21 protein-coding genes are annotated in these 20,027 nt (G+C 56.7%); 7 read left to right on the plus strand and 14 right to left on the minus strand.

The features are described from left to right. Position 1: 1 nt before the first annotated feature. Positions 2–934, plus strand: coding sequence for a LysR substrate-binding domain-containing protein (locus N1249_RS20570; RefSeq protein WP_259832768.1), 933 nt, complete (start codon positions 2–4; stop codon positions 932–934). 85 nt (positions 935–1,019) lie between these two features. Here the strand turns inward: N1249_RS20570 and mdcH are convergent, their stop codons facing one another. The 8 genes from mdcH to mdcA all read right to left on the minus strand — a co-directional run bounded on the left by mdcH (position 1,020) and on the right by mdcA (position 8,070). Beyond that, positions 1,020–1,916 (minus strand): malonate decarboxylase subunit epsilon, encoded by an 897-nt coding sequence (mdcH, locus tag N1249_RS20575; RefSeq protein ID WP_259832771.1) that lies wholly within the window; start codon positions 1,914–1,916, stop codon positions 1,020–1,022. Then, positions 1,916–2,533, minus strand: a complete 618-nt coding sequence (locus N1249_RS20580; protein WP_259832774.1) for a malonate decarboxylase holo-ACP synthase — start codon at positions 2,531–2,533, stop codon at positions 1,916–1,918. Before N1249_RS20580 ends, mdcH begins: the two co-directional genes overlap by 1 nt. Before the next feature lie 2 nt (positions 2,534–2,535). Next, on the minus strand, positions 2,536–3,495 hold the full coding sequence (locus tag N1249_RS20585; RefSeq protein ID WP_014072075.1) for an AEC family transporter: 960 nt from the start codon (positions 3,493–3,495) through the stop codon (positions 2,536–2,538). A 127-nt stretch (positions 3,496–3,622) separates the two neighbouring features. Beyond that, positions 3,623–4,423, minus strand: coding sequence for a biotin-independent malonate decarboxylase subunit gamma (gene mdcE, locus N1249_RS20590; RefSeq protein WP_259838235.1), 801 nt, complete (start codon positions 4,421–4,423; stop codon positions 3,623–3,625). Beyond that, the gene (locus N1249_RS20595; protein ID WP_217187950.1) at positions 4,423–5,256 is read right to left on the minus strand and encodes a biotin-independent malonate decarboxylase subunit beta; all 834 of its coding nucleotides are present in this window, start codon (positions 5,254–5,256) and stop codon (positions 4,423–4,425) included. The genes mdcE and N1249_RS20595 overlap by 1 nt, the downstream gene beginning before the upstream one ends. Then, on the minus strand, positions 5,249–5,548 hold the full coding sequence (mdcC, locus tag N1249_RS20600; protein ID WP_259832782.1) for a malonate decarboxylase acyl carrier protein: 300 nt from the start codon (positions 5,546–5,548) through the stop codon (positions 5,249–5,251). The genes N1249_RS20595 and mdcC overlap by 8 nt, the downstream gene beginning before the upstream one ends. Positions 5,549–5,557: 9 nt before the next feature. After that, positions 5,558–6,415, minus strand: a complete 858-nt coding sequence (locus N1249_RS20605) for a triphosphoribosyl-dephospho-CoA synthase (protein ID WP_259832784.1) — start codon at positions 6,413–6,415, stop codon at positions 5,558–5,560. Then, entirely contained in the window at positions 6,415–8,070 is a 1,656-nt protein-coding gene (gene mdcA, locus N1249_RS20610) for a malonate decarboxylase subunit alpha (protein WP_182062782.1), read from the minus strand. The genes N1249_RS20605 and mdcA overlap by 1 nt, the downstream gene beginning before the upstream one ends. Positions 8,071–8,298: 228 nt before the next feature. Here mdcA and N1249_RS20615 point away from each other — a divergent pair, with 228 nt between their 5' ends. From N1249_RS20615 to N1249_RS20625, 3 genes are read left to right on the plus strand one after another with little or no spacing between them, the layout of a single operon-like run. Then, positions 8,299–9,321 carry a hydrolase gene (locus N1249_RS20615; RefSeq protein ID WP_259832797.1) on the plus strand — a complete coding sequence of 341 codons (1,023 nt, stop codon included), beginning with the start codon at positions 8,299–8,301 and terminating at the stop codon, positions 9,319–9,321. Continuing rightward, a complete protein-coding gene (locus N1249_RS20620) occupies positions 9,318–9,536 on the plus strand; it encodes a YheU family protein (RefSeq protein ID WP_014072081.1) in 219 nt (72 codons plus the stop codon). Before N1249_RS20615 ends, N1249_RS20620 begins: the two co-directional genes overlap by 4 nt. Positions 9,537–9,567: 31 nt before the next feature. Next, positions 9,568–10,437, plus strand: coding sequence for a phosphoribulokinase (locus tag N1249_RS20625; RefSeq protein ID WP_014072082.1), 870 nt, complete (start codon positions 9,568–9,570; stop codon positions 10,435–10,437). Between the two features lie 87 nt (positions 10,438–10,524). On the opposite strand, the gene N1249_RS20630 is transcribed toward N1249_RS20625, so the two are convergent. Beyond that, entirely contained in the window at positions 10,525–10,929 is a 405-nt protein-coding gene (locus N1249_RS20630; RefSeq protein WP_010436331.1) for an OsmC family protein, read from the minus strand. A 310-nt stretch (positions 10,930–11,239) separates the two neighbouring features. Between N1249_RS20630 and crp the strand changes: the two genes are divergently transcribed. Further along, positions 11,240–11,872, plus strand: coding sequence for a cAMP-activated global transcriptional regulator CRP (gene crp, locus N1249_RS20635; protein ID WP_000242758.1), 633 nt, complete (start codon positions 11,240–11,242; stop codon positions 11,870–11,872). Between the two features lie 57 nt (positions 11,873–11,929). Then, complete coding sequence (locus tag N1249_RS20640; RefSeq protein WP_259838237.1) at positions 11,930–14,017, plus strand: YccS/YhfK family putative transporter; 2,088 nt, start codon at positions 11,930–11,932, stop codon at positions 14,015–14,017. Between the two features lie 56 nt (positions 14,018–14,073). On the opposite strand, the gene N1249_RS20645 is transcribed toward N1249_RS20640, so the two are convergent. From N1249_RS20645 to ppiA, 4 genes are all read right to left on the minus strand, one after another. Then, entirely contained in the window at positions 14,074–15,294 is a 1,221-nt protein-coding gene (locus tag N1249_RS20645) for an aspartate aminotransferase family protein (protein ID WP_259832802.1), read from the minus strand. 86 nt (positions 15,295–15,380) lie between these two features. Further along, complete coding sequence (gene pabA / locus N1249_RS20650; RefSeq protein ID WP_259832817.1) at positions 15,381–15,944, minus strand: aminodeoxychorismate synthase component 2; 564 nt, start codon at positions 15,942–15,944, stop codon at positions 15,381–15,383. A 30-nt stretch (positions 15,945–15,974) separates the two neighbouring features. Further along, positions 15,975–16,559, minus strand: a complete 585-nt coding sequence (locus N1249_RS20655; RefSeq protein ID WP_259832820.1) for a putative adenosine monophosphate-protein transferase Fic — start codon at positions 16,557–16,559, stop codon at positions 15,975–15,977. Positions 16,560–16,664: 105 nt separating this feature from the next. Continuing rightward, positions 16,665–17,237 (minus strand): peptidylprolyl isomerase A, encoded by a 573-nt coding sequence (gene ppiA, locus N1249_RS20660; protein WP_166718369.1) that lies wholly within the window; start codon positions 17,235–17,237, stop codon positions 16,665–16,667. Between the two features lie 278 nt (positions 17,238–17,515). Between ppiA and tsgA the strand changes: the two genes are divergently transcribed. Further along, complete coding sequence (gene tsgA / locus N1249_RS20665; protein ID WP_259832825.1) at positions 17,516–18,700, plus strand: MFS transporter TsgA; 1,185 nt, start codon at positions 17,516–17,518, stop codon at positions 18,698–18,700. Positions 18,701–18,718: 18 nt separating this feature from the next. Here tsgA and N1249_RS20670 read toward each other — a convergent pair whose 3' ends face one another. Further along, the gene (locus tag N1249_RS20670; RefSeq protein ID WP_259832828.1) at positions 18,719–20,020 is read right to left on the minus strand and encodes a cytosine deaminase; all 1,302 of its coding nucleotides are present in this window, start codon (positions 20,018–20,020) and stop codon (positions 18,719–18,721) included. Positions 20,021–20,027: the final 7 nt, after the last annotated feature.

Genomic DNA, 20,027 nt, shown 5'->3' on the forward strand with positions numbered 1-20,027 from the left:
TATGCGTTTCGATACCACGAGCGATATTACATTCCGCAAGCTCAGCATCTTCATGACGTTTATGGAGAAGGGGAATATCGCGCGTACCGCCGAAACGCTGGGCCTGAGCGGCGTCAGCGTGCACCGTGCGCTGCACACGCTGGAAGAGAACGTGCGCTGCCCGCTCTTTACACACAAGGGGCGTAACCTGATTGCGCTCCCCTCCGCGTGGACGCTGCTGGAGTATTGCCAGGAGGTGATGCAGGTGATGGAGCGCGGGCTGGAGGAGTCCCGCAAAATCGCCGGTATCGGCCAGGGGCGGCTGCGCGTGGGCACGCTCTACTCGCTCACCCTGGAAACCGTACCGCGTCTGATTATGGGCATGAAGCTGCGCCGTCCGGATCTGGAGATGGATCTGACGATGGGCTCCAACGACACCCTGCTGCACATGCTGGATGAAGGCTCGCTGGACGCGATTCTTATCTCCATCTCCGAAAGCGACATCGACCGTAACAGCCTCGAAGTGCTGCCCCTGTTCCACGACGATATTTTCCTTGCCGCACCGGCTTCCGCCACGCTGAATACCTACGGCCCCGCGGATCTGCGTGATTATAAAGACCAGAAATTTGTCGCCCTGGCGGAAGGGTTCGCCACGTATGCAGGGTTTCAGGAAGCGTTTCATATCGCCGGGTTCGAGCCGGAAATCGTCACGCGCGTTAATGACATTTTCTCGATGCTGAGTCTGGTGCAGGCAGGCGTTGGATTTACGCTGATGCCGGGCAGGATGAAGAAGGTCTACGAGAATTCCGTGCAGCTGTTGAAGCTGGCGGAGCCGTACCAGATGCAGCAGTTGATCGCGATTGTCTTTGCCCGTAACCGCGAGCAGGACCCAAGCCTGCGGGCATTAGCCGCCGAAGGGCGGATGTATGCGCGCAGCTTACAGGAAGGTGCCTGATGTTAGTGCCCGGTGGCGGCTGCGCCTTACCGGGCCTACTCCTGGATTGTAGGTCCGGTAAGCGTAGCGCCACCGGGCAAAAAACTCATCGCTGAAGCCGGCCCGCCAGATGCACCGCCACGTCCACCCCGCTGCGCTCCAGTGAAATGGTCTCCCCTTCCCACGCGGCCTGTCGCGTCAGGCAGGTCAATATGCCGCCGGGCGGCATTTCAATCGCCAGCCGCGCTTCGCGTTCGTTAGCGGAAATCATCGCCTCCTGCCAGCGCACGGTTCTTGCCATGTTCATCGCCAGGTCGTCGGCAATCTTTTCCGGCTGCCAGAGCACGCGGCTTGTACTGCCGCTCAGGTAGGCGCAGCGTGGACGAGCCAGCGTAACGGGCTCAAACGCCGACGCCAGCTTTTTCGCCGGTTCCGCCAGCAGCGCGCAGTGTGACGGCACGCTAACCGCCAGCCGCCTGGCCTTGCTCGCCCCTTTTGCCAGCGCGCGTTCTGCCACCTGCGCCATCCCCTCATCGGTTCCGGCGATGACGATCTGCGTTTCGGCATTCAGGTTAGCAATATACGTTCCGGTACCCTCGATAAGCTGCTCCACCTGCGGCAGGGTTAAGCCCATGATGGCCGTCAGGCCGTAGCCGTGCGGGTACGCCTGCTCCATCAGGTCACCGCGCAGCGCCACCAGCCTCAGCGCGTCCGAAAAATCCAGCGCGCCCGCGATAACCGCCGCCGGATAAGCGCCGATGGACAGCCCGCTGACGATATCCGGCGTCACGCCGCGACGCTCCAGCTCGCGCGCCCAGGCCACGCCTGAAATCAGCAGACACAGCTGAACCGCGCGGGTATGAGTTAGCGAGACTGCACTGTCGAGCGTATCGACTTCGCTGCCCACCACCTCGCGTGCCTGTGCAAGCTCCGTTCCCGGCAGATTTTGCAGCATTCCTTCATGCTGCGTACCCTGTCCCGGAAAGGTAAACAATATTTTCATCACTCCTCCCTGTGCCACGGATCCGCTGCCAGGCGCGGTCCACGGCAGGTTTTCAGCAGTGTTTTCCCGTCACGCAGCCACTCTGCCAGCGCAAAGCCCCCTTCCGGGGTATCAACCTGCGTATCCGCCCTGCACAATGCGCGGCTGAGCTGCGACTGCCATGTGGTAAACGCATCAGGGGAAATCGGCTCAGGGGCGCGGATCAGCAGATCAAGATCGCTGTCGGCATGTATCACCGGAATGCCGGTCGCCAGCGCATAGCCGGTGCTGCCGGTAATGCCCCACGTCCACGGCCACGCCTGCTGAGAAAGCTGTAACGCCACCTGAACCGGTGGCTGAGTCACAAACGGCGAGCGCAGCAGATCGGCCGTCGCGCTCAACGCCTCAGGCGTCACGACGCGAAGGACGTTTTCGGGCTTCACCCACCCGGCCGCACGCTGGTCGCGGCGCAGGCCGCGCACGCCAACGGGAATACGGCCGTTGTTATCAACATCACGCCGCACCACTACCGGCAGGCCGATATGCCAGGCCGCATCTACCCAGGTATCGGTGATACCTTCCAGCGCGTCACGCGCGGTAAGCCAGATGAGGTCGTGTGGGCGTAATGTTGTGGTCATGATTACATTCCTGAAGTCAGCGAGATAAACAGTGGCAGCGACAGGATACACAGTACGGAGCTTAACAGCAGCACGGCTTCAGCATCCGGCGACTGCACGCCAAAGCGGTTACCGAACACCACGCCGAAGAAACCCGCAGACAGCGCAATCATCAGGATCGCAGTGATTGCCACGGAGCCGTGCAGACCGAAGATCAAGACAATACCCCAGGCAATGGCAGGCTGAATCAGCAGCTTGGCAATGGTGGAAGTAATGACCATGGTATTGATCTGCAGCTTACGCGCCGAGAGGATCACCCCGGTCAGGAACAGCGCAGCAGCGGTGGCGGACAGCCCCAGCGGTTTAATCGCCGCAAGCACCAGTTCCGGCATTTTGATGCCGATGGCGGAGAGAATCACGCCCAGCAGCGGGCCCATCACGATCGGCTTTTTAATCGAGCGCCACATCAGCACCGGCAGCATGGAGAGCGTGGAGCCGGAGTTATTCCCTTCAGCACGCGCTTTCTCGCGCTCCAGGATCAGCAGGCAGAACGGCGTCATCAGCACCGAACCGCAGGCAATAGAGACCGCAACGGAAAGTGACGTGGAAGATCCTTCACCCAGCACGCTGCCCAGAATCGGCAGACCGAGCGCCGCGTAGTTCGGCAGGGCAACGGTGAGCGTCAGTACCGCGGCATCCTGCGGCGATTTTTTAAAGACGCTGGTCGCCAGGAAGTAAATGGCCGCATAGGTTATCCACATCGCCAGGGTCAGGACCAGGATCAGCGGAGACTGCGCCACAATGCCGGTCCACGGCGTTTGTACGGTGGCGCTGAACAGCGCGGCAGGTAACGCAAAATCCATGACGAAGATATTAAGCAGGGACACATTTTTGTTATCGACCATCTTTGCCTTACCGGCCCAGAATCCCAGCAGCATGATGACGAATATCGGTGCAAGAGCATGAACAATTACGTAAGTCATAAATCACCTGTATTAAAAAAAGTTTTAGCACTGGTGCGATGTTTATTATTTTTCAGGATGCAGGATCCCACGCGGGCGCAAGGGACGCGCCCACGGGGTTATGCCTCTCTGGCAGGTCTTAATTTACTTACCAGCTTGCTCGCATACGTTCGCGTACCAGAGCAGAGCTGCGACGGTTATCAGCACCCAGACGATTTTTTAACGTGGTGTCCTGACGCGCGTCATTGATGGCCTGTTGCAGGGTGGTTTTCACCTGCGCCAGATCGGTATCAGAGGGTGCATCCGGGTTGCTGATGTCCAGCAGGTCAGAGAGCAGCCCCAGCGTGGCGTAGTTGCTGATGTCGTACGCCATTGGCGGGATAGTTGCCGCCAGTTTTTCCAGCGCCTCGACGGTACGCAGCGTAATGCGCGCCGCAGACTCTTTGCCCATCGCGTGGATCAGCACACCTTTGTCGTTAAAGGCGATCAGGCGGTTGGCCTGGTAGCCGTGCGCCAGAAACGCACCCGACATCGCTTTACCGACGATAAGCCCAATCACCGGGTGACCGGCCAGACGCGCATTGGCATAGGCGGCAGCCGCACCGGCCAGCGCCTGATGAATACCAAACGCTTCTTCACGACGGCCATAAGCCTGGCTTGGGACGTCAATCACCGCCACAATCGGGCGCTTAACGGCTTTATCAGCATCTGCCGCTATGGTTTCGCTGACCACTTTTGCCAGGGTCCAGCCTTCCAGCAGGCCCACCTCACCTTTCGCCGCACGCGGGAAGTGGTTGTTGGCGTCTGGCACCACGGCCACGAAACGCACCGCTTCGCCGTTAAGTTCACCGTCTGCCGCCTGCACGGACGGGCATAACCCTTCCAGATGTTTAGCGTTCGGAGCGAGGGTTTCCAGCCAGAGTTCGCCACGGCTTACTGAAGTACTCATCATTTCACCTCCCGGGCAAAAAGCGCGTTAATCTGTTCGGCATCGGCCTGTTTGCGGGTGTCGAAATGTGTCAGACGGTTCAGGTAATCGTCATAGTTATCGGTGCGATGTTTCGCCGGCACGCCTTTGGCAATCGCGTCGTTCATCGCGCCTTTCACCGCGTTGATCCCGTCGCCGACCAGCGCATCCACCAGCCCGCTTTGGTAGCGGACTTCGCCCCCGGTCATGCTCCAGATAAACGGCCGGTCGCGGGAGTCGTACTCTTCAATCCCCGCTTCCTGCTCGATAACCTGCGGGCCGTTAAGACCAAGACGCGCTTCGCGGGTCACAATCAGATAGCTACACAGCGCCGCGGCGATGGACATCCCGCCGAAGCAGCCCACGGTTCCGGCGACAATCCCGACGACCGGGGTATAGCGACGCAGGTCAACAATCGCAGCATGAATATCCGCGATCGCCGCCAGGCCAAGGTTGGCTTCCTGCAGACGCACGCCGCCGGTTTCGAGGCACAGCACCGCCTGGGTAGGAATGCCGTTGCGGTTATCTTCCGCCGCCAGCTCCAGCGCGGCCGCCATCTTGGCACCGGACACTTCACCCATGCTGCCGCCCTGGAACGCACCTTCAATGGCAACCACTACCGCAGGCTGGCCGTTGATAGTGCCCTTCGCCACCACCATTCCGTCATCGGCCTGTGGAACAATGCCCTGTGGCCCCAGCCACGGCGAGATAATCCCTTCAAACGGATCCAGCAGCTCGCGATAGCTGCCGTCGTCCAGCAGTGCCTGCGCACGCTGACGTGCTTTTAATTCGATAAAGCTGTTGTCATCACGCATGGCTCACCCCTTCAAAAACCTGTTCGATACGAATGCGCGCCACGCCCGGCGTCGCGCCGAAATCGTGGATGGTCAGTTTCCCGGCAGGCAGGCTGCTGACGGTTTGCAGACGGCTGAACAAGGCTTCCCAGCGACCACGGCTGTTGTCGACGGAAGTGGTGATATCAATGGTTAACGTCTGGCCCGGCTCGGCGGTGAAAAGCACCTCCATATCCCCGGAACCGACAACCCCTGCCAGCGCCCTGCCGCGTAACGCGCGGCTGGCTGGCACGGTCAATGTGATTTTTTCCATAACATCCTCTTAATGCTTTGAATTTGGCGTTTCGACGCGGTCGAGAAACAGCGTGGCGGCAAGCAGGTCGGCCGCTCCACCCGGAGAGGCATTCAGTGCCAGCATCTGACGGTCTAAGCTCGCCAGCGCCTGTCGGCCTGATAACGTTGCGCACCCACCGGCATTCAGCACCGCACGGGCACCGTCCTGCATAGCGTCCAGCCCTTCCATTCCGGCGCGCGACAACACGCAGGTATCGGTGAGCGACGTCATGATGGCCATCAGTGCGTCGAGCCGTGCGTGTGTTTCACTGCTGCCGTTGAGACGGCTGAGACGAAGCTGTGGCAGCGCACGCTGCATAACATGCGGAAACGCCTGCTGCGCTTCTTCGCGCGCGCCTGGCACACGGTAGCGGTGGGTAGCGCGCAGACCTTTACTGAACACTTTCGGCGCCGCGTCGTCCGGCAGTTTTGCCAGCAGTGCCGCTGTGTTAGCGACGACGTTGGCCTTTGCACCACCGCCCAGCATCGCTACCGCGCTCACCAGCAGTCCCAGCGCCCAAATCGCGCCACGATGGGTGTTAACGCCACCGGTTGCGGCCATCATCTGTTGCTCGCCTTCGCGACCAAGCCGCCCGACGGTTTGCCGCAGCGCAATATCGGCCGGACGCTGCCAGCTTTGCTGAGCCAGCGCCTGAAACGTGGAGGTCAGGCTGTGTGCAGATCGCTCCATCAGCGCAAGCGATAAATCGTGGTGTGCGCCGTTCCCCCGACTGTCCACCAGACCGGGTTTCGGGCTTAAACGTGCTTCGTCAATCAGACACTGCGTGGCGGTTCGCGCCAGCCATTCGGCACCGCCATCAACCTGAATCTGGGGCAGAAGTTTCATTACCAGCTCCGGAATTTCGCAGGTGGGTTGTAAAGACCGCCGGACCATTCAACCAGGTCAGACACGCTACCCGCCGCCAGAAGAGAGCGTGTGGCGTCGGTGCGGCGGATACCCATATCTTCCGGGTAAACCACTTTGCCGCTCTGGCGCAGTTCCGCCACGCGTTTAGCGTCAACACCCAGACCAATGTCGGTGATACCGGCAACAGCGGCCACCATGGCGCGACGTTCTTCGAGGTCTTTCGCGCGATAGAGGTATGCAATCCCCTCTTCCGTCAGCACGTGGGTCACGTCATCGCCGTAGATCATCACCGGTGCCAGTGGCATCCCGGAGGCTTTCGCCACCTCGACGGCATCGAGTTTTTCCACGAAGGTTGGCTTCACGCCCGCCTGGAAGGTTTCGACCATCTGCACGACCAGTTTTTTACCGCGCTGCATTGGATCAGGCTCGGTGATCATGTTCAGCCAGGCTGGAGTGGCGTGGCGACGACCGTGCGGGTCATGACCCATGTTTGGCGCGCCGCCGAAGCCGGAAAGACGACCGCGGGTCACGGTTGAGGAGTTGGCGTAGCCGTCAACCTGCAGCGTAGAGCCGATGAACATATCCACCGCGTACTGGCCTGCCAGCTGGCAGAAGGCACGGTTGGAACGCATGGAGCCGTCGGCACCGGTGAAGAAGACGTCCGGACGCGCGCGAATGTACTCTTCCATCCCCAGTTCACCGCCGAAGCAGTGCACGCTCTCTACCCAGCCGCTTTCAATCGCCGGGATAAGCGTCGGATGCGGGTTCAGCGTCCAGTGTTTACAGATTTTGCCCTTCAGACCGAGCTGTTCACCGTAGGTGGGCAGCAGCAGTTCGATTGCAGCGGTGTTAAAGCCAATCCCGTGGTTCAGGGACTGTACCTGGTGTTCCGCGTAGATGCCTTTAATCGCCATCATCGCCATCAGGATGTGTTCCTGTTTGATGAGACGCGGGTCGCGGGTAAACAGCGGTTCGATAAAGAATGGCTTGTCCGCCACCACCACGTAATCAATCCAGGAACCCGGAATATCAACGCGCGGCAGGTCGCACTCGTCATCCACCAGCTCGTTCACCTGTGCGATGACGATGCCATCATGGAAGGCTGCGGCTTCTACCAGGGCTGGCGTATCTTCGGTGCTGGCACCTGTATAGAGGTTACCTTTGCGGTCGGCTTTGAAACCGGCAATCAGCGCCACGTTGGGCGAGAGGTCTACGTACAGGCGGGAATAAAGCTCGATGTAAGTATGGATGGCCCCAATTTCGAGTTGCCCGTCTTCAAGCAGCTGCGAGATACGCAGGCTTTGCGTCCCGGAGAAGGAGAAGTCCAGCTTGCGGGCGATACCTTTCTCGAAGATATCCAGATGTTCGCTACGGCCGACGCTTGGCATGATCATATGCAGGTCGTGGACGATTTGCGGGTTCACTTCAGCAAGTGAACGGGAAAGGAAATCCGCCTGCTTCTGGTTGTTGCCTTCCAGGACGACTTTGTCGCCAGGGGCGATCAGTTTTTCCAGCATGGCGACAAGATCGCCGGTTGGCAGTACCTTGCCCTGCACCGGTACGGACGCCAGACGACGCGCTTTTTCACTGCGTCGGGTGTTCCATTGCCGGGTGGGTGTTTGCCCAGATAACATTATTAACCTCCTGATTCAGCACATCATTTTGATTTGCTTAACGCTGAATAAAGTGTGCACTCTGGTGAGAAACGCATCAATTAAGCGTAGAGACTAATCATTAGCCTGAGAGTAATAATCAGCGTAAAGATTTGTGATCGGGATCAGTTCATGTTTCGGAAAAACAGGCTAAACGGGGTACAATTCGGAAGGTATAGTAAATAACTGACAAGAATCAGCATCGCCGTTATGACCCAAATCATCCCATCAGACTTCGACATTGCAGCCGAAGAGAGCGCAGAATTTGTGCCCATGCGTGGCGTAGCCAACCGCCATTTGCAGACCATGTTGCCGCGCCTTATCCGCCGCAAGGTGCAGTTCACCCCACACTGGCAACGTCTGGACTTGCCGGACGGGGACTTTTTGGATCTCGCCTGGAGCGAAGAGCCGGAGCAGGCTAAACATAAACCCCGTCTGGTGGTGTTTCACGGTCTGGAAGGCAGCCTGTACAGCCCATATGCACATGGTCTGATCCAGGCGGCGAAAGAGCATGGCTGGCTCGGCGTGGTGATGCATTTTCGTGGGTGCAGCGGCGAGCCAAATCGCCAGAAGCGCATCTACCATTCAGGCGAAACCGAAGACGGCACCTGGTTTTTACACTGGCTGAGCGACAATTTTGGTACGGTGCCCACGGCGGCCGTGGGCTATTCGCTGGGCGGAAACATGCTGGCCTGCCTGCTGGCAAAAGAGGGCGACACGGTTCCTCTGGATGCTGCGGTGATTGTCTCTGCCCCGTTTATGCTGGAGCAGTGCAGCTACCATATGGAAAAAGGTTTTTCCCGGGTGTATCAGCGTTATCTGCTCAACCTGCTGAAAGCCAATGCCGCGCGTAAGCTTAAAGCCTACCCGGACACCCTGCCGGTGAGCCTGCGTCAGCTGAAGAAGGTGCGCCGTATTCGCGAGTTCGACGACTTGATCACTGCCAAAATTCACGGTTTTGCCGATGCGATAGATTACTATCGCCAGTGCAGCGCCATGCCGCTGTTGAGCAAAATCACCAAACCGACGCTTATCATCCATGCGAAAGATGATCCGTTCATGGATCATCACTCCATCCCCGCGCAGGAATTTCTGCCCTCCAACGTGCAGTATCAGCTGACCGAACATGGCGGCCACGTTGGCTTTGTCGGCGGCACGCTGAGACGCCCGCGGATGTGGCTGGAAACACGTATTCCAGCCTGGTTAACCGCTTTTCTGGACGGTAAAAAATGATTATCCCCTGGCAAGATCTGGCGCCCGAAACGCTCGATAATCTTATTGAAAGCTTTGTATTACGCGAAGGCACAGATTATGGTGAACAAGAACGTTCGCTTGAACAAAAGGTCAACGATGTAAAGCGCCAGCTCAAAAGTGGCGAGGTGGTGCTGGTATGGTCTGAGCTGCACGAAACGGTCAATATCATGCCCCGCAATGCCTTTCACGACTGACCTTTAACACTATTCCAGTCAGGGAGTTGCTATGTCTGCCAGACATCCGGTTATTGCCGTTACAGGCTCAAGTGGTGCGGGTACCACCACCACCAGCCTCGCCTTTCGCAAGATTTTCGCGCAACTGAATTTACGGTCCGCAGAGGTAGAAGGCGATAGCTTTCACCGCTACACCCGCCCTGAAATGGATATGGCGATCCGCAAAGCTCGCGATCTCGGCAAACACATCAGCTATTTTGGGCCAGATGCCAACGATTTCGGTCTGCTGGAGCAAACCTTCAAAGAATACGGACTGAGCGGCAAAGGCCAGTCGCGCAAGTATCTGCACACCTATGACGAAGCCGTTCCCTGGAACCAGGTGCCAGGCACTTTTACTCCCTGGCAGCCGCTTCCTGAACCTACCGACGTGCTGTTTTATGAAGGATTGCACGGCGGTGTGGTGACCACGCAGCATGACGTGGCACGCCACGTGGACCTGCTGGTCGGCGTTGTGCCGATTGTGAACCTGGAGTGGATCCAGAAGCTGACGCGCGATATCAGCGAGCGCGGTCATTCACGCGAAGCGGTGATGGATTCGGTTGTTCGTTCGATGGAAGATTACATTAACTTCCTGACGCCGCAGTTCTCACGCACCCACATCAACTTCCAGCGCGTGCCGACGGTAGATACCTCCAACCCGTTTGCGGCCAAAAGTATCCCGTCACTGGATGAGAGCTTTGTGGTGATCCATTTCCGTAATCTCGAAGGCATTGACTACCCCTGGCTGCTGGCTATGCTGCAAGGCTCGTTCATTTCTCACATGAATACGTTGGTGGTGCCGGGCGGGAAAATGGGGCTGGCGATGGAATTGATTATGACACCGCTGGTGCAGCGGCTGATGGAAGGGAAGCAGATCGCATAAGCTCGTTTTGCCCGGTGGCGCTACGCTTACCGGGCCTACGTGCGTGCTTTTGTTGGGCGGGTTAGCGCAGCGCCACCCGCCACAACATTACGCCTCGATCACTTCATACGAATGCGTTATTTTTACCGCTTTCTCCAGCATTAATGCCACAGAGCAGTATTTCTCCGCAGAAAGATCCACCGCGCGTGATACCGCAGCGTCTTTCAGCTCTTTGCCGGTCACAATAAAATGCAAATTGATGTGCGTAAACAGGCGTGGTGCTTCTTCACGACGTTCAGAAGTGAGTTTAACTTCGCAATCCGTCACGTCATGACGACCTTTTTGCAAAATCGACACCACGTCAATCGCGCTGCAACCACCTGCCGCCATCAGCACCATCTCCATTGGGCTTGGTGCTTTATCGCCGGAGTTCCCATCCATCAAAATCTGGTGTCCGGAAGCGGATTCGCCCAGGAACGTTAAACCTTCAACCCATTTCACACGCGCTTGCATATTCATTAACTCCAACGTTGCATTTTTGGTGACAGATTACGCGTACGTTACATTTCTCGCAACGGAAGGCGACCTGCATCATGCTGAAGCGAGACACCAGGAGACACGCGACAAAAGCTATGCTAAAACACTCTGGATGCTACAGTAATACATTGACGTTACACATGTATGCAGAGGACATCAAACTTTACTGGCTGCGAATATTACGACAGCCGACTTCCCAGGGTATGGGTAAGAATTCGATTGCAACCCCAGAGTCTGGATGCATCTTATGACTCTGGTGACAGCTTATAACAGAGGATAACAGCGCATGGTGCTTGGCAAACCGCAAACAGACCCGACTCTCGAATGGTTCTTGTCTCATTGCCACATTCATAAGTACCCATCGAAGAGCACGCTGATTCACCAGGGTGAAAAAGCGGAAACGTTGTATTACATCGTCAAAGGCTCGGTGGCAGTGCTGATCAAAGATGAGGAAGGGAAAGAAATGATCCTTTCTTATCTGAACCAGGGCGATTTCATCGGTGAACTGGGCCTGTTTGAAGAAGGCCAGGAACGTAGCGCCTGGGTTCGTGCAAAAACCGCGTGTGAAGTGGCCGAAATCTCTTACAAGAAATTCCGTCAGCTGATTCAGGTTAACCCTGACATCCTGATGCGTCTTTCTTCGCAGATGGCTCGCCGCCTGCAAGTCACGTCTGAGAAAGTGGGTAACCTCGCCTTCCTGGACGTAACGGGCCGTATCGCTCAGACCCTGCTGAACCTGGCGAAACAACCAGACGCAATGACCCACCCGGACGGAATGCAAATTAAAATTACCCGTCAGGAAATTGGTCAGATCGTGGGTTGCTCCCGTGAAACAGTAGGCCGTATTCTGAAAATGCTCGAAGACCAGAACCTGATCTCCGCCCACGGTAAAACCATCGTGGTTTACGGAACACGTTAATTCCGGTCAAACGGCGTGCCATCGCAAGGTGTCACGCCGTTTTTGTCTCTACTCCCCATGTGGCGCAGGCTAATTTATCACCCGGAAGTTAACTACGCACTGCGACAAACGCTGGTGTTGTGCCTTCCTGTGGCCGTGGGTTTGCTGCTGGGCCATCTGCAACAAGGTCTGTTGTTTTCCCTGGTTCCCGCCTGCTGCAACATTGCGGGTCTGGACACTCCGCATAAACGCTTTTTCAAACGCCTGATTATTGGCGGCTGTCTGTTTGCAGGCTGTAGCCTCGCCGTGCAACTGCTGCTTGCCCGTGATATTCCGCTCCCCCTGATCCTGACCGTGCTGGCCATGACGCTGGGCGTAACCGCTGAAATCAGCGCGCTACATGCCCGGTTGCTGCCCGCATCGTTGATTGCCGCCATCTTCACGCTGAGCCTCGCGGGGAATATGCCGGTATGGGAGCCGCTATTGATCTACGCGCTGGGAACCCTGTGGTACGGCGTGTTTAACTGGATCTGGTTCCGCCTGTGGCGCGAACAACCGCTGCGTGAATCGCTCAGCCTGCTCTACGTGCAGCTTGCCGACTACTGCGAAGCCAAGTACACCCTGCTCACTCAGCACACGGACCCGGAAAAATCGCTGCCGCCGCTGCTGGCGCGCCAGCAAAAAGTCGTGGATCTGATTAGCCAGTGTTACCAGCAGCTGCACATGCTCGCCGCCAATAAAAATCATGACTATAAGCGGCTGCTGCGTATCTTCCAGGTGGGTCTGGATTTGCAGGAACATATCTCTGTGAGCCTGCATCATCCGCAGGAGGTGCAAAAGCTGGTCGAGCGCAGCCACGCCGAGGCGGTGATCCGCTGGAATGCCCAAACCGTGGCAGCGCGCCTGCGCATCCTGGCTGACGATATCCTGTATCACCGCTATCCCACGCGTTTTAACATGGACAAGCAGCTCGGGGCGCTGGAGAAAATTGCCCATCAGCACGCGGATAACCCGGTGGGCCAGTTTGCGGCGTGGCACTTCAGCCGTATTTCCCGCGTCCTGCGGACTCAGCGGCCGCTTTACCCGCGTGACCTGATGGCCGATAAACAAAAGCGTCTGCCGCTGCTGCCAGCCCTGAAAAGCTATCTGTCTCTGAAATCTGCCGCGCTGCGTAATGCCGCGCGTATCAGCGTGATGCTCAGCGCCGCCAGCCTGATGGGCGTCGCGCTGCACCTGCCGAAACCGTACTGGATCTTAATGACCGTACTGTTTGTTACGCAGAACGGCTATGGTGCCACGCGGGTGCGCATTCTGCACCGGGCAGGCGGTACAATCGCGGGGCTAATCATTGCCGGCGTGACGCTGCACTTCCACGTACCAGAAGGCTATACGCTGCTGGGGATGCTGGCGATCACCATGGTGAGTTATCTGATTATTCGCAAGAACTATGGCTGGGCGATGGTGGGCTTTACGGTCACTGCGGTATATACCCTGCAACTGCTCACGCTCAATGGCGAACAGTTTATTATCGCCCGCCTGGTCGACACGCTGATTGGCTGCCTGATTGCCTTTGGCGGCCTGGTCTGGCTTTGGCCGCAGTGGCAAAGCGGGCTGTTGCGCCAGAACGCCCACGATGCGCTGGAAGCAGATCAACAAGCGATACGCCTGATCCTGAGCGACGACCCGCAGCCTTCGCCACTGGCGTATCAACGCATGAAAGTCAACCAGGCGCATAACGCCCTGTTTAACTCACTCAACCAGGCGATGCAGGAGCCGGGCTTTAATTCCCACTATCTGGCAGACATGAAACTGTGGGTAACGCACAGCCAGTTTATCGTCGAGCACATTAACGCCATGACCACGCTGGCGCGCGAGCACACCATGCTGACACCCGATCTGGCGCAGCGCTATTTGCAGTCCTGTGAGATTGCCCTGCAGCGATGTCAGCAGCGTCTGGAGTACGACGCGCCGGGAGAGGCGGGAGATTCGAACATTCTTGAAGCACCGGAAACACTGACGCATGGCCCAATGAGCACCCTGGAGCAGCATTTGCAGCGCATCCTCGGGCATCTGAGCACCATGCACACCATTTCGTCGGTGGCATGGCGTCAGCGTCCGCATCACGGAATTTGGCTAACGCGGATATTAAAGCGCACGCCGTATTGAATCACGTCCGGCTGGATTGTAGGCCCATGCAAGCGCAGCGCCGCCGGGCAATCAGGTTATCCCCGGACGATCTTCTCGACCGCCGCCGCAAAGCGGTTTAACCCGTCTTCGATGTCTTTGTCTTCAATCACCAGCGACGGCGCGAAACGCATCACGTCCGGCCCGGCATTTAGCACCATCACCCCTTCATCAGCTGCGGCGTGCAGGAAATCACGCGCACGACCTTTGTACTGCGGCTTCAGCTCAGCACCCACTAACAGCCCCATTCCGCGGATCTCGCTGAACACATCGTACTGCTCATCAATCTGCTGAAGGTGTTTCACGAACCGCTCGCGCTTCGCATTAACGCCGTTCAGCACTTCTGGTGTGTTGATGATATCGAATGCCGCACCGGCAATGGCGCAGGCCAGCGGGTTGCCGCCGTAGGTCGACCCGTGAGAACCCACGTGGAACGCGGAAGCGATATCCTGCGTGGTTAGTACCGCACTGACCGGGAAACCGCCGCCGAGCGCTTTGGCGCTGGTCAGGATATCTGGGGTCACGCCGTAGTGCATATAGGCAAAGAGATCGCCGGTACGCCCCATGCCGCTCTGGACTTCATCAAACACCAGCAGCGCCTGGTGCGCATCGCACAGTTCGCGCAGGCCTTTGAGGAATTCAGGCGTTGCCGCCGTTACGCCGCCTTCACCCTGAATCGGCTCGACCACTACCGCGCAGGTGTGGTCATCCATCACCGCTTTTACCGCGTGAAGGTCGTTAAACGGTACATGGATAATATCGGCCGGTTTCGGGCCAAAGCCATCGGAATACTTCGGCTGCCCGCCAACGGAGACGGTAAACAACGAACGCCCGTGGAAGGCGTTATGGAAGGCAATGATTTTGGTTTTGTACGGGCTATGACGGGTTGAAGCATAGTAGCGTGCCAGCTTGAAGGCCGTTTCGTTGGCTTCAGTACCGGAGTTCATGAACAGCACACGCTCAGCAAAGGTCGCGTCGATGATCTTGCGCCCCAGGCGCAGCGCAGGTTCGTTGGTAAAGACGTTACTGGTGTGCCACAGGGTTTCGCCCTGGGTTTTTAACGCCTCCACCAGCGCAGGATGACAATGACCGAGCGCCGTCACCGCAATCCCCCCCGCGAAATCAACATACTCTTTACCCTGCTGATCCCATACGCGGCTGCCCTTCCCTTTAACCGGGATAAATTCAGCCGGTGCATAAATCGGCAGGATCACTTCATCGAATGTCGCGCGGGTAATTGCTGATTGTTCAGTTGCCATGTCATGCCCATCCATTTTATGTCACATTGATTGTGAAAATATAATCACAAAATATGCATAAAAAATCACAACAAGGCAATAAAAATTCAGCGATTGAGGAAATTCGCCAGCAGCTGATGTCCCTGCTCGCTCAGGATGCTCTCAGGGTGGAACTGCACGCCTTCGAGATCCCATTCCTTATGGCGAATACCCATAATTTCGCGGGTGTCGCTCCAGGCGGTGACGTCAAAGCACGCTGGCAGCGTGGGCGGATCAATCACCAGAGAGTGATAGCGCGTTACGGTTAACGGGTTATTTAATCCGCTGAATACGCCTGTACCGTTGTGGGTAACGGGTGACGTTTTGCCGTGCATCACTTTTGCCGCACGCACGATGGTCGCCCCAAACACCTGACCAATCGCCTGATGCCCCAGGCAAACGCCCAGAATCGGCAGCTTACCGGCATACTGTTTTATCACGTCCAGAGAGATGCCTGATTCTGACGGGGTACAGGGCCCCGGTGAGATAACGATTTTCTGCGGGGCAAGCGTTTCAATATCAGCAAGGGTGATGTCGTCATTGCGGCGGACCACCACCTCCGCACCCAGTTCGCAGAAATACTGGTACAGGTTCCAGGTAAAGGAATCGTAGTTATCTATCAGCAGGATCATGGCGGCTCCACAACAAAAAGGCGCCCTATTCTACTCAGTTTCGCGCGCTTCGCTCACCACTTTACTAAAGATGGCAGTCAACGCGCTTAAATCGCCCATCGCACCACTCTGGTTGGCTACGACCCACTGCTCAGGATCGATATCGCGCCAGTCCAGCGCGTAGCCCGCATGGATGGCCAACTGGTCAAAGAAAATGCGTTGGGCAATACCATTGCCGCTCATAAAAGGATGCAGCATATTGATTTCACAATAGTAATGGCTAATCCGCTCGATAAATTCCTCTTTCTGAAGACCCACCAGGTACCGGTCGTTTTCCAGTGCCGCCATCAATTCATTACCCATCTTCTCGATGTATTCGAAATGGCAAAAAGGAATGTCACCTTTGAAAATATCGTCCGTACGGTATTCGCCTGCCCGTTTCATCTCTCTGCGATACAGATGGCGGTGAATAAGGCACAGATGGGGCAACCCAGGTGCTGAAGGCCCAAGTTCCAGCATCTCAATCTGGGGAACTGAAGGGCCATGACCCTTTTCAAGGAGACAACTGGCCTTAAAATTGACGTTACGCTGCTGCTCCCAGAGACGGGATTTTTGCTTGTCGGTGAGTTTTTTCACTTAACGCCTCCCTGAATATGTCCGTTTGCCACAAGTATAAGCAGCAAAACGCGCTTTCGCAGGGAGGGTCAGAAACGCGGGCAAAGAATGCCCGCGCAGGAAAGATTACGGCAGAACTTTTGCAGAAAGGATCACAACCGGTTTGGACGGCACATTCTGATATGGGCCTACGTCGTGGGTTGGCACCTGAGAAATTTTGTCCGCCACGTCCATCCCTTTCACAATTTTACCAAATACCGCGTACCCGAAGTCACGCTGACCGTGGTCGAGGAAGGCGTTATCCGCAACGTTGAGGAAGAACTGGCTGGTTGCGCTGTCTTTATCCGCAGTACGGGCCATAGAGATGGTGCCACGGGTGTTGAGCAGGCCGTTGTCCGCTTCGTTTTTGATTGGCGGGTTAGGTTGCTTTTGCTGCATCTGCTCTGTAAAACCACCGCCCTGCACCATAAAGCCCGGGATCACGCGGTGGAACGTGGTGTTGTTATAAAAGCCACTGTTCACGTAATCGAGGAAGTTTTTCACAGAAACAGGGGCTTTCTGGCTATTCAGTTCCAGCTCAATGTTCCCGGCGGAGGTGGTCAGCAGGACGTGAGGGTCTCCTTTTGCTGCCAGCGCAGCAGGGGAGACGGCAGAAAGAGCAAACACAGCTGCGACAGCCGCCAGTGTTGATTTGAGCATGAGAATTCCTTAACAAAGCGCAGTATAAAAAGCGAATGGCTTGATTCTAAAGAGCAGTATGAACGGAGACCAGCCTTTTACCTAATTTTACGAAATTGAAACAGTTGTTACCGCGCAAACGATTGGTTATACCGCCCATTAGTGTGATTTAGATCACACTAAAAACTGCAATGAAGCAATCATTACCCTTAAAAGATAGGAATAGATCACTTTAGCGACTAAAATCTGCCCGCTCTCAGCGCCCCCTGGGCGCTTTTCTTTTTCTGAACAGGCCAGACATGACTAACAGCAATCGCATCAAGCTCACATGGATCAGCTTCTTCTCCTACGCCCTGACTGGCGCGTTGGTGATCGTCACCGGGATGGTGATGGGGAACATCGCAGACTACTTCCAGCTGCCCGTTTCCAGTATGAGTAACACCTTCACCTTCCTGAACGCAGGTATTTTGATCTCTATCTTCCTGAATGCCTGGCTGATGGAAATCGTCCCGCTGAAAACGCAGCTGCGTTTTGGTTTTGTGCTGATGGTCGCCGCCGTGGCGGGCCTGATGCTGAGCCACAGCATCGCCCTGTTCTCCGCCGCCATGTTCGTACTGGGCCTGGTGAGCGGTATTACGATGTCTATTGGTACGTTCCTGATTACCCATATGTATGAAGGGCGTCAGCGCGGCGCACGCCTGCTGTTTACCGACTCCTTCTTCAGCATGGCCGGAATGATCTTCCCGATGGTGGCCGCCGTTCTGCTGGCACGCAGCATTGAGTGGTACTGGGTTTATGCCTGCATTGGCCTGGTGTACGTGGCCATCTTTATTCTGACCTTCGGCTGTGAATTCCCGGCGCTGGGTAAAAAAGCACAGACCGCGGCAGAGCCTGTCGTGAAAGAGAAATGGGGCATTGGTGTGCTGTTCCTCTCCATCGCCGCACTGTGCTACATCCTGGGCCAGCTGGGCTTTATCTCCTGGGTGCCGGAATACGCCAAAGGTCTGGGCATGAGCCTGAACGACGCAGGTAAACTGGTGAGCGATTTCTGGATGTCTTACATGTTCGGCATGTGGGCGTTTAGCTTCATCCTGCGCTTCTTCGACCTGCAACGCATTCTGACCGTACTGGCAGGAATGGCGACAGTCCTGATGTATCTGTTCATCAACGGTTCACCGGACCATTTACCGTGGTTCATTCTGACCCTGGGCTTCTTCTCCAGCGCGATTTACACCTCAATCATCACCCTGGGCTCACTGCAAACTAAAGTGGCGTCCCCGAAACTGGTGAACTTCGTTCTGACCTGCGGCACTATCGGCACCATGCTGACCTTCGTGGTAACAGGCCCGATTGTGGCTCACAGCGGCCCACTGGCTGCACTGCAAACGGCTAACGCTCTGTATGCCGTAGTGTTCATCATGTGCTTCATCCTGGGCTTCGTGACCCGCCACCGCCAGCACAACGCGGCAGCGGTGTCTCACTAATCGCCTTGCCCCTTTGCGCTAAGCAGAGGGGCTGTTTCTGGCAAAGCTTACCTCTTCCCCACCGTTGTCCATCTGGATCCACGTCTGCGCCAGCTGCGTGGTGGCAATAATCCTTCCCTGACGAATCGACCAGCGTACCGGCACCTGGCAGCGCACCGCTTCAAATCCGCTTTCCGCTGGCAGAATGATCAGGTTTGCCGGGTTCCCCGTCGCAATACCGTAATCGCTCAGACCAAAGGTTCGGGCGCTGTTGTGCGTAATCAGGTTCAGCCCGCTGTCAATCTGCGGATACCCCATCATCTGACACACATGCAGCCCCATATGCAGAACCTGCAACATATTGCCGGTGCCGAGCGGGTACCACGGGTCAAAGACATCATCATGGCCAAAGCAGACGTTGATACCCGCCTCCTGAAGCTCCTTCACCCGCGTGATCCCCCGGCGTTTCGGGTAATCGTCAAAGCGCCCCTGAAGATGGATATTCACCAGCGGGTTGGCGACGAAGTTAATCCCCGACATCTTCAGCAGGCGGAACAGCCGCGAGGTGTATGCGCCGTTATAGGAGTGCATAGCCGTGGTGTGGCTGGCGGTCACGCGCGCGCCAATACCGGCCTCGTACGCCAGGGTTGCGACCGTCTCGACAAACCGTGACTGCTCGTCGTCGATTTCATCGCAGTGGATATCCAGCAGACGGTCATATTTCTTCGCCAGCTCGAAGGCGATATGCAGCGACTGCACGCCGTATTCGCGGGTGAATTCGAAGTGCGGGATCGCGCCCACCACATCGGCACCCAGCTTTAGGGCCTCTTCCAGCAGTGCCGCACCGTTCGGGTAAGACAGGATCCCCTCCTGCGGGAAGGCCACGATTTGCAGCGTTATCCACGGAGCGACCTCCTGTTTGACCTCCAGCATCGCTTTTAGCGCCGTGAGCGTCGGATCGGATACATCCACATGGGTACGGACAAACTGAATACCGTTGGCGATTTGCCATTTCAGCGTTTTCCAGGCCCGCGCCTTCACATCTTCGTGGCTGAGCAGCGCTTTGCGCTCCGCCCAGCGCTCGATACCTTCAAACAACGTGCCGGACTGGTTCCAGTTCGGCTCACCTGCCGTCTGGGTGGTATCCAGGTGAATATGCGGCTCAATAAACGGCGGGATCGCGAGACCTCCGCGGGCATTGAGTATCTCGTAGCTTTCAACATGGGTATCGTCCATTGGTGTGATTTCACCAAAACGACCGTTCTCAATGGCGACCTGCCATAACCCTTCCCGACCTGGTAACCGAACATTCTGGACCAGCCAAAGTGGTGCTGTAGACATACCTATC

Source organism: Enterobacter sp. CP102 (assembly GCF_025152625.1).
Lineage (GTDB): Bacteria > Pseudomonadota > Gammaproteobacteria > Enterobacterales > Enterobacteriaceae > Enterobacter > Enterobacter soli.

Bases quoted from the DNA above. Each gene is read 5' to 3' on its own strand.
- N1249_RS20570 (WP_259832768.1), top strand. From the start codon at position 2: ATGCGTTTCGATACCACGAGCGATATTACATTCCGCAAGCTCAGCATC.
- mdcH (WP_259832771.1), bottom strand. From the start codon at position 1,916: ATGAAAATATTGTTTACCTTTCCGGGACAGGGTACGCAGCATGAAGGA.
- N1249_RS20580 (WP_259832774.1), bottom strand. From the start codon at position 2,533: ATGACCACAACATTACGCCCACACGACCTCATCTGGCTTACCGCGCGT.
- N1249_RS20585 (WP_014072075.1), bottom strand. From the start codon at position 3,495: ATGACTTACGTAATTGTTCATGCTCTTGCACCGATATTCGTCATCATG.
- mdcE (WP_259838235.1), bottom strand. From the start codon at position 4,423: ATGAGTACTTCAGTAAGCCGTGGCGAACTCTGGCTGGAAACCCTCGCT.
- N1249_RS20595 (WP_217187950.1), bottom strand. From the start codon at position 5,256: ATGCGTGATGACAACAGCTTTATCGAATTAAAAGCACGTCAGCGTGCG.
- mdcC (WP_259832782.1), bottom strand. From the start codon at position 5,548: ATGGAAAAAATCACATTGACCGTGCCAGCCAGCCGCGCGTTACGCGGC.
- N1249_RS20605 (WP_259832784.1), bottom strand. From the start codon at position 6,415: ATGAAACTTCTGCCCCAGATTCAGGTTGATGGCGGTGCCGAATGGCTG.
- mdcA (WP_182062782.1), bottom strand. From the start codon at position 8,070: ATGTTATCTGGGCAAACACCCACCCGGCAATGGAACACCCGACGCAGT.
- N1249_RS20615 (WP_259832797.1), top strand. From the start codon at position 8,299: ATGACCCAAATCATCCCATCAGACTTCGACATTGCAGCCGAAGAGAGC.
- N1249_RS20620 (WP_014072081.1), top strand. From the start codon at position 9,318: ATGATTATCCCCTGGCAAGATCTGGCGCCCGAAACGCTCGATAATCTT.
- N1249_RS20625 (WP_014072082.1), top strand. From the start codon at position 9,568: ATGTCTGCCAGACATCCGGTTATTGCCGTTACAGGCTCAAGTGGTGCG.
- N1249_RS20630 (WP_010436331.1), bottom strand. From the start codon at position 10,929: ATGCAAGCGCGTGTGAAATGGGTTGAAGGTTTAACGTTCCTGGGCGAA.
- crp (WP_000242758.1), top strand. From the start codon at position 11,240: ATGGTGCTTGGCAAACCGCAAACAGACCCGACTCTCGAATGGTTCTTG.
- N1249_RS20640 (WP_259838237.1), top strand. From the start codon at position 11,930: ATGTGGCGCAGGCTAATTTATCACCCGGAAGTTAACTACGCACTGCGA.
- N1249_RS20645 (WP_259832802.1), bottom strand. From the start codon at position 15,294: ATGGCAACTGAACAATCAGCAATTACCCGCGCGACATTCGATGAAGTG.
- pabA (WP_259832817.1), bottom strand. From the start codon at position 15,944: ATGATCCTGCTGATAGATAACTACGATTCCTTTACCTGGAACCTGTAC.
- ppiA (WP_166718369.1), bottom strand. From the start codon at position 17,237: ATGCTCAAATCAACACTGGCGGCTGTCGCAGCTGTGTTTGCTCTTTCT.
- tsgA (WP_259832825.1), top strand. From the start codon at position 17,516: ATGACTAACAGCAATCGCATCAAGCTCACATGGATCAGCTTCTTCTCC.
- N1249_RS20670 (WP_259832828.1), bottom strand. From the start codon at position 20,020: ATGTCTACAGCACCACTTTGGCTGGTCCAGAATGTTCGGTTACCAGGT.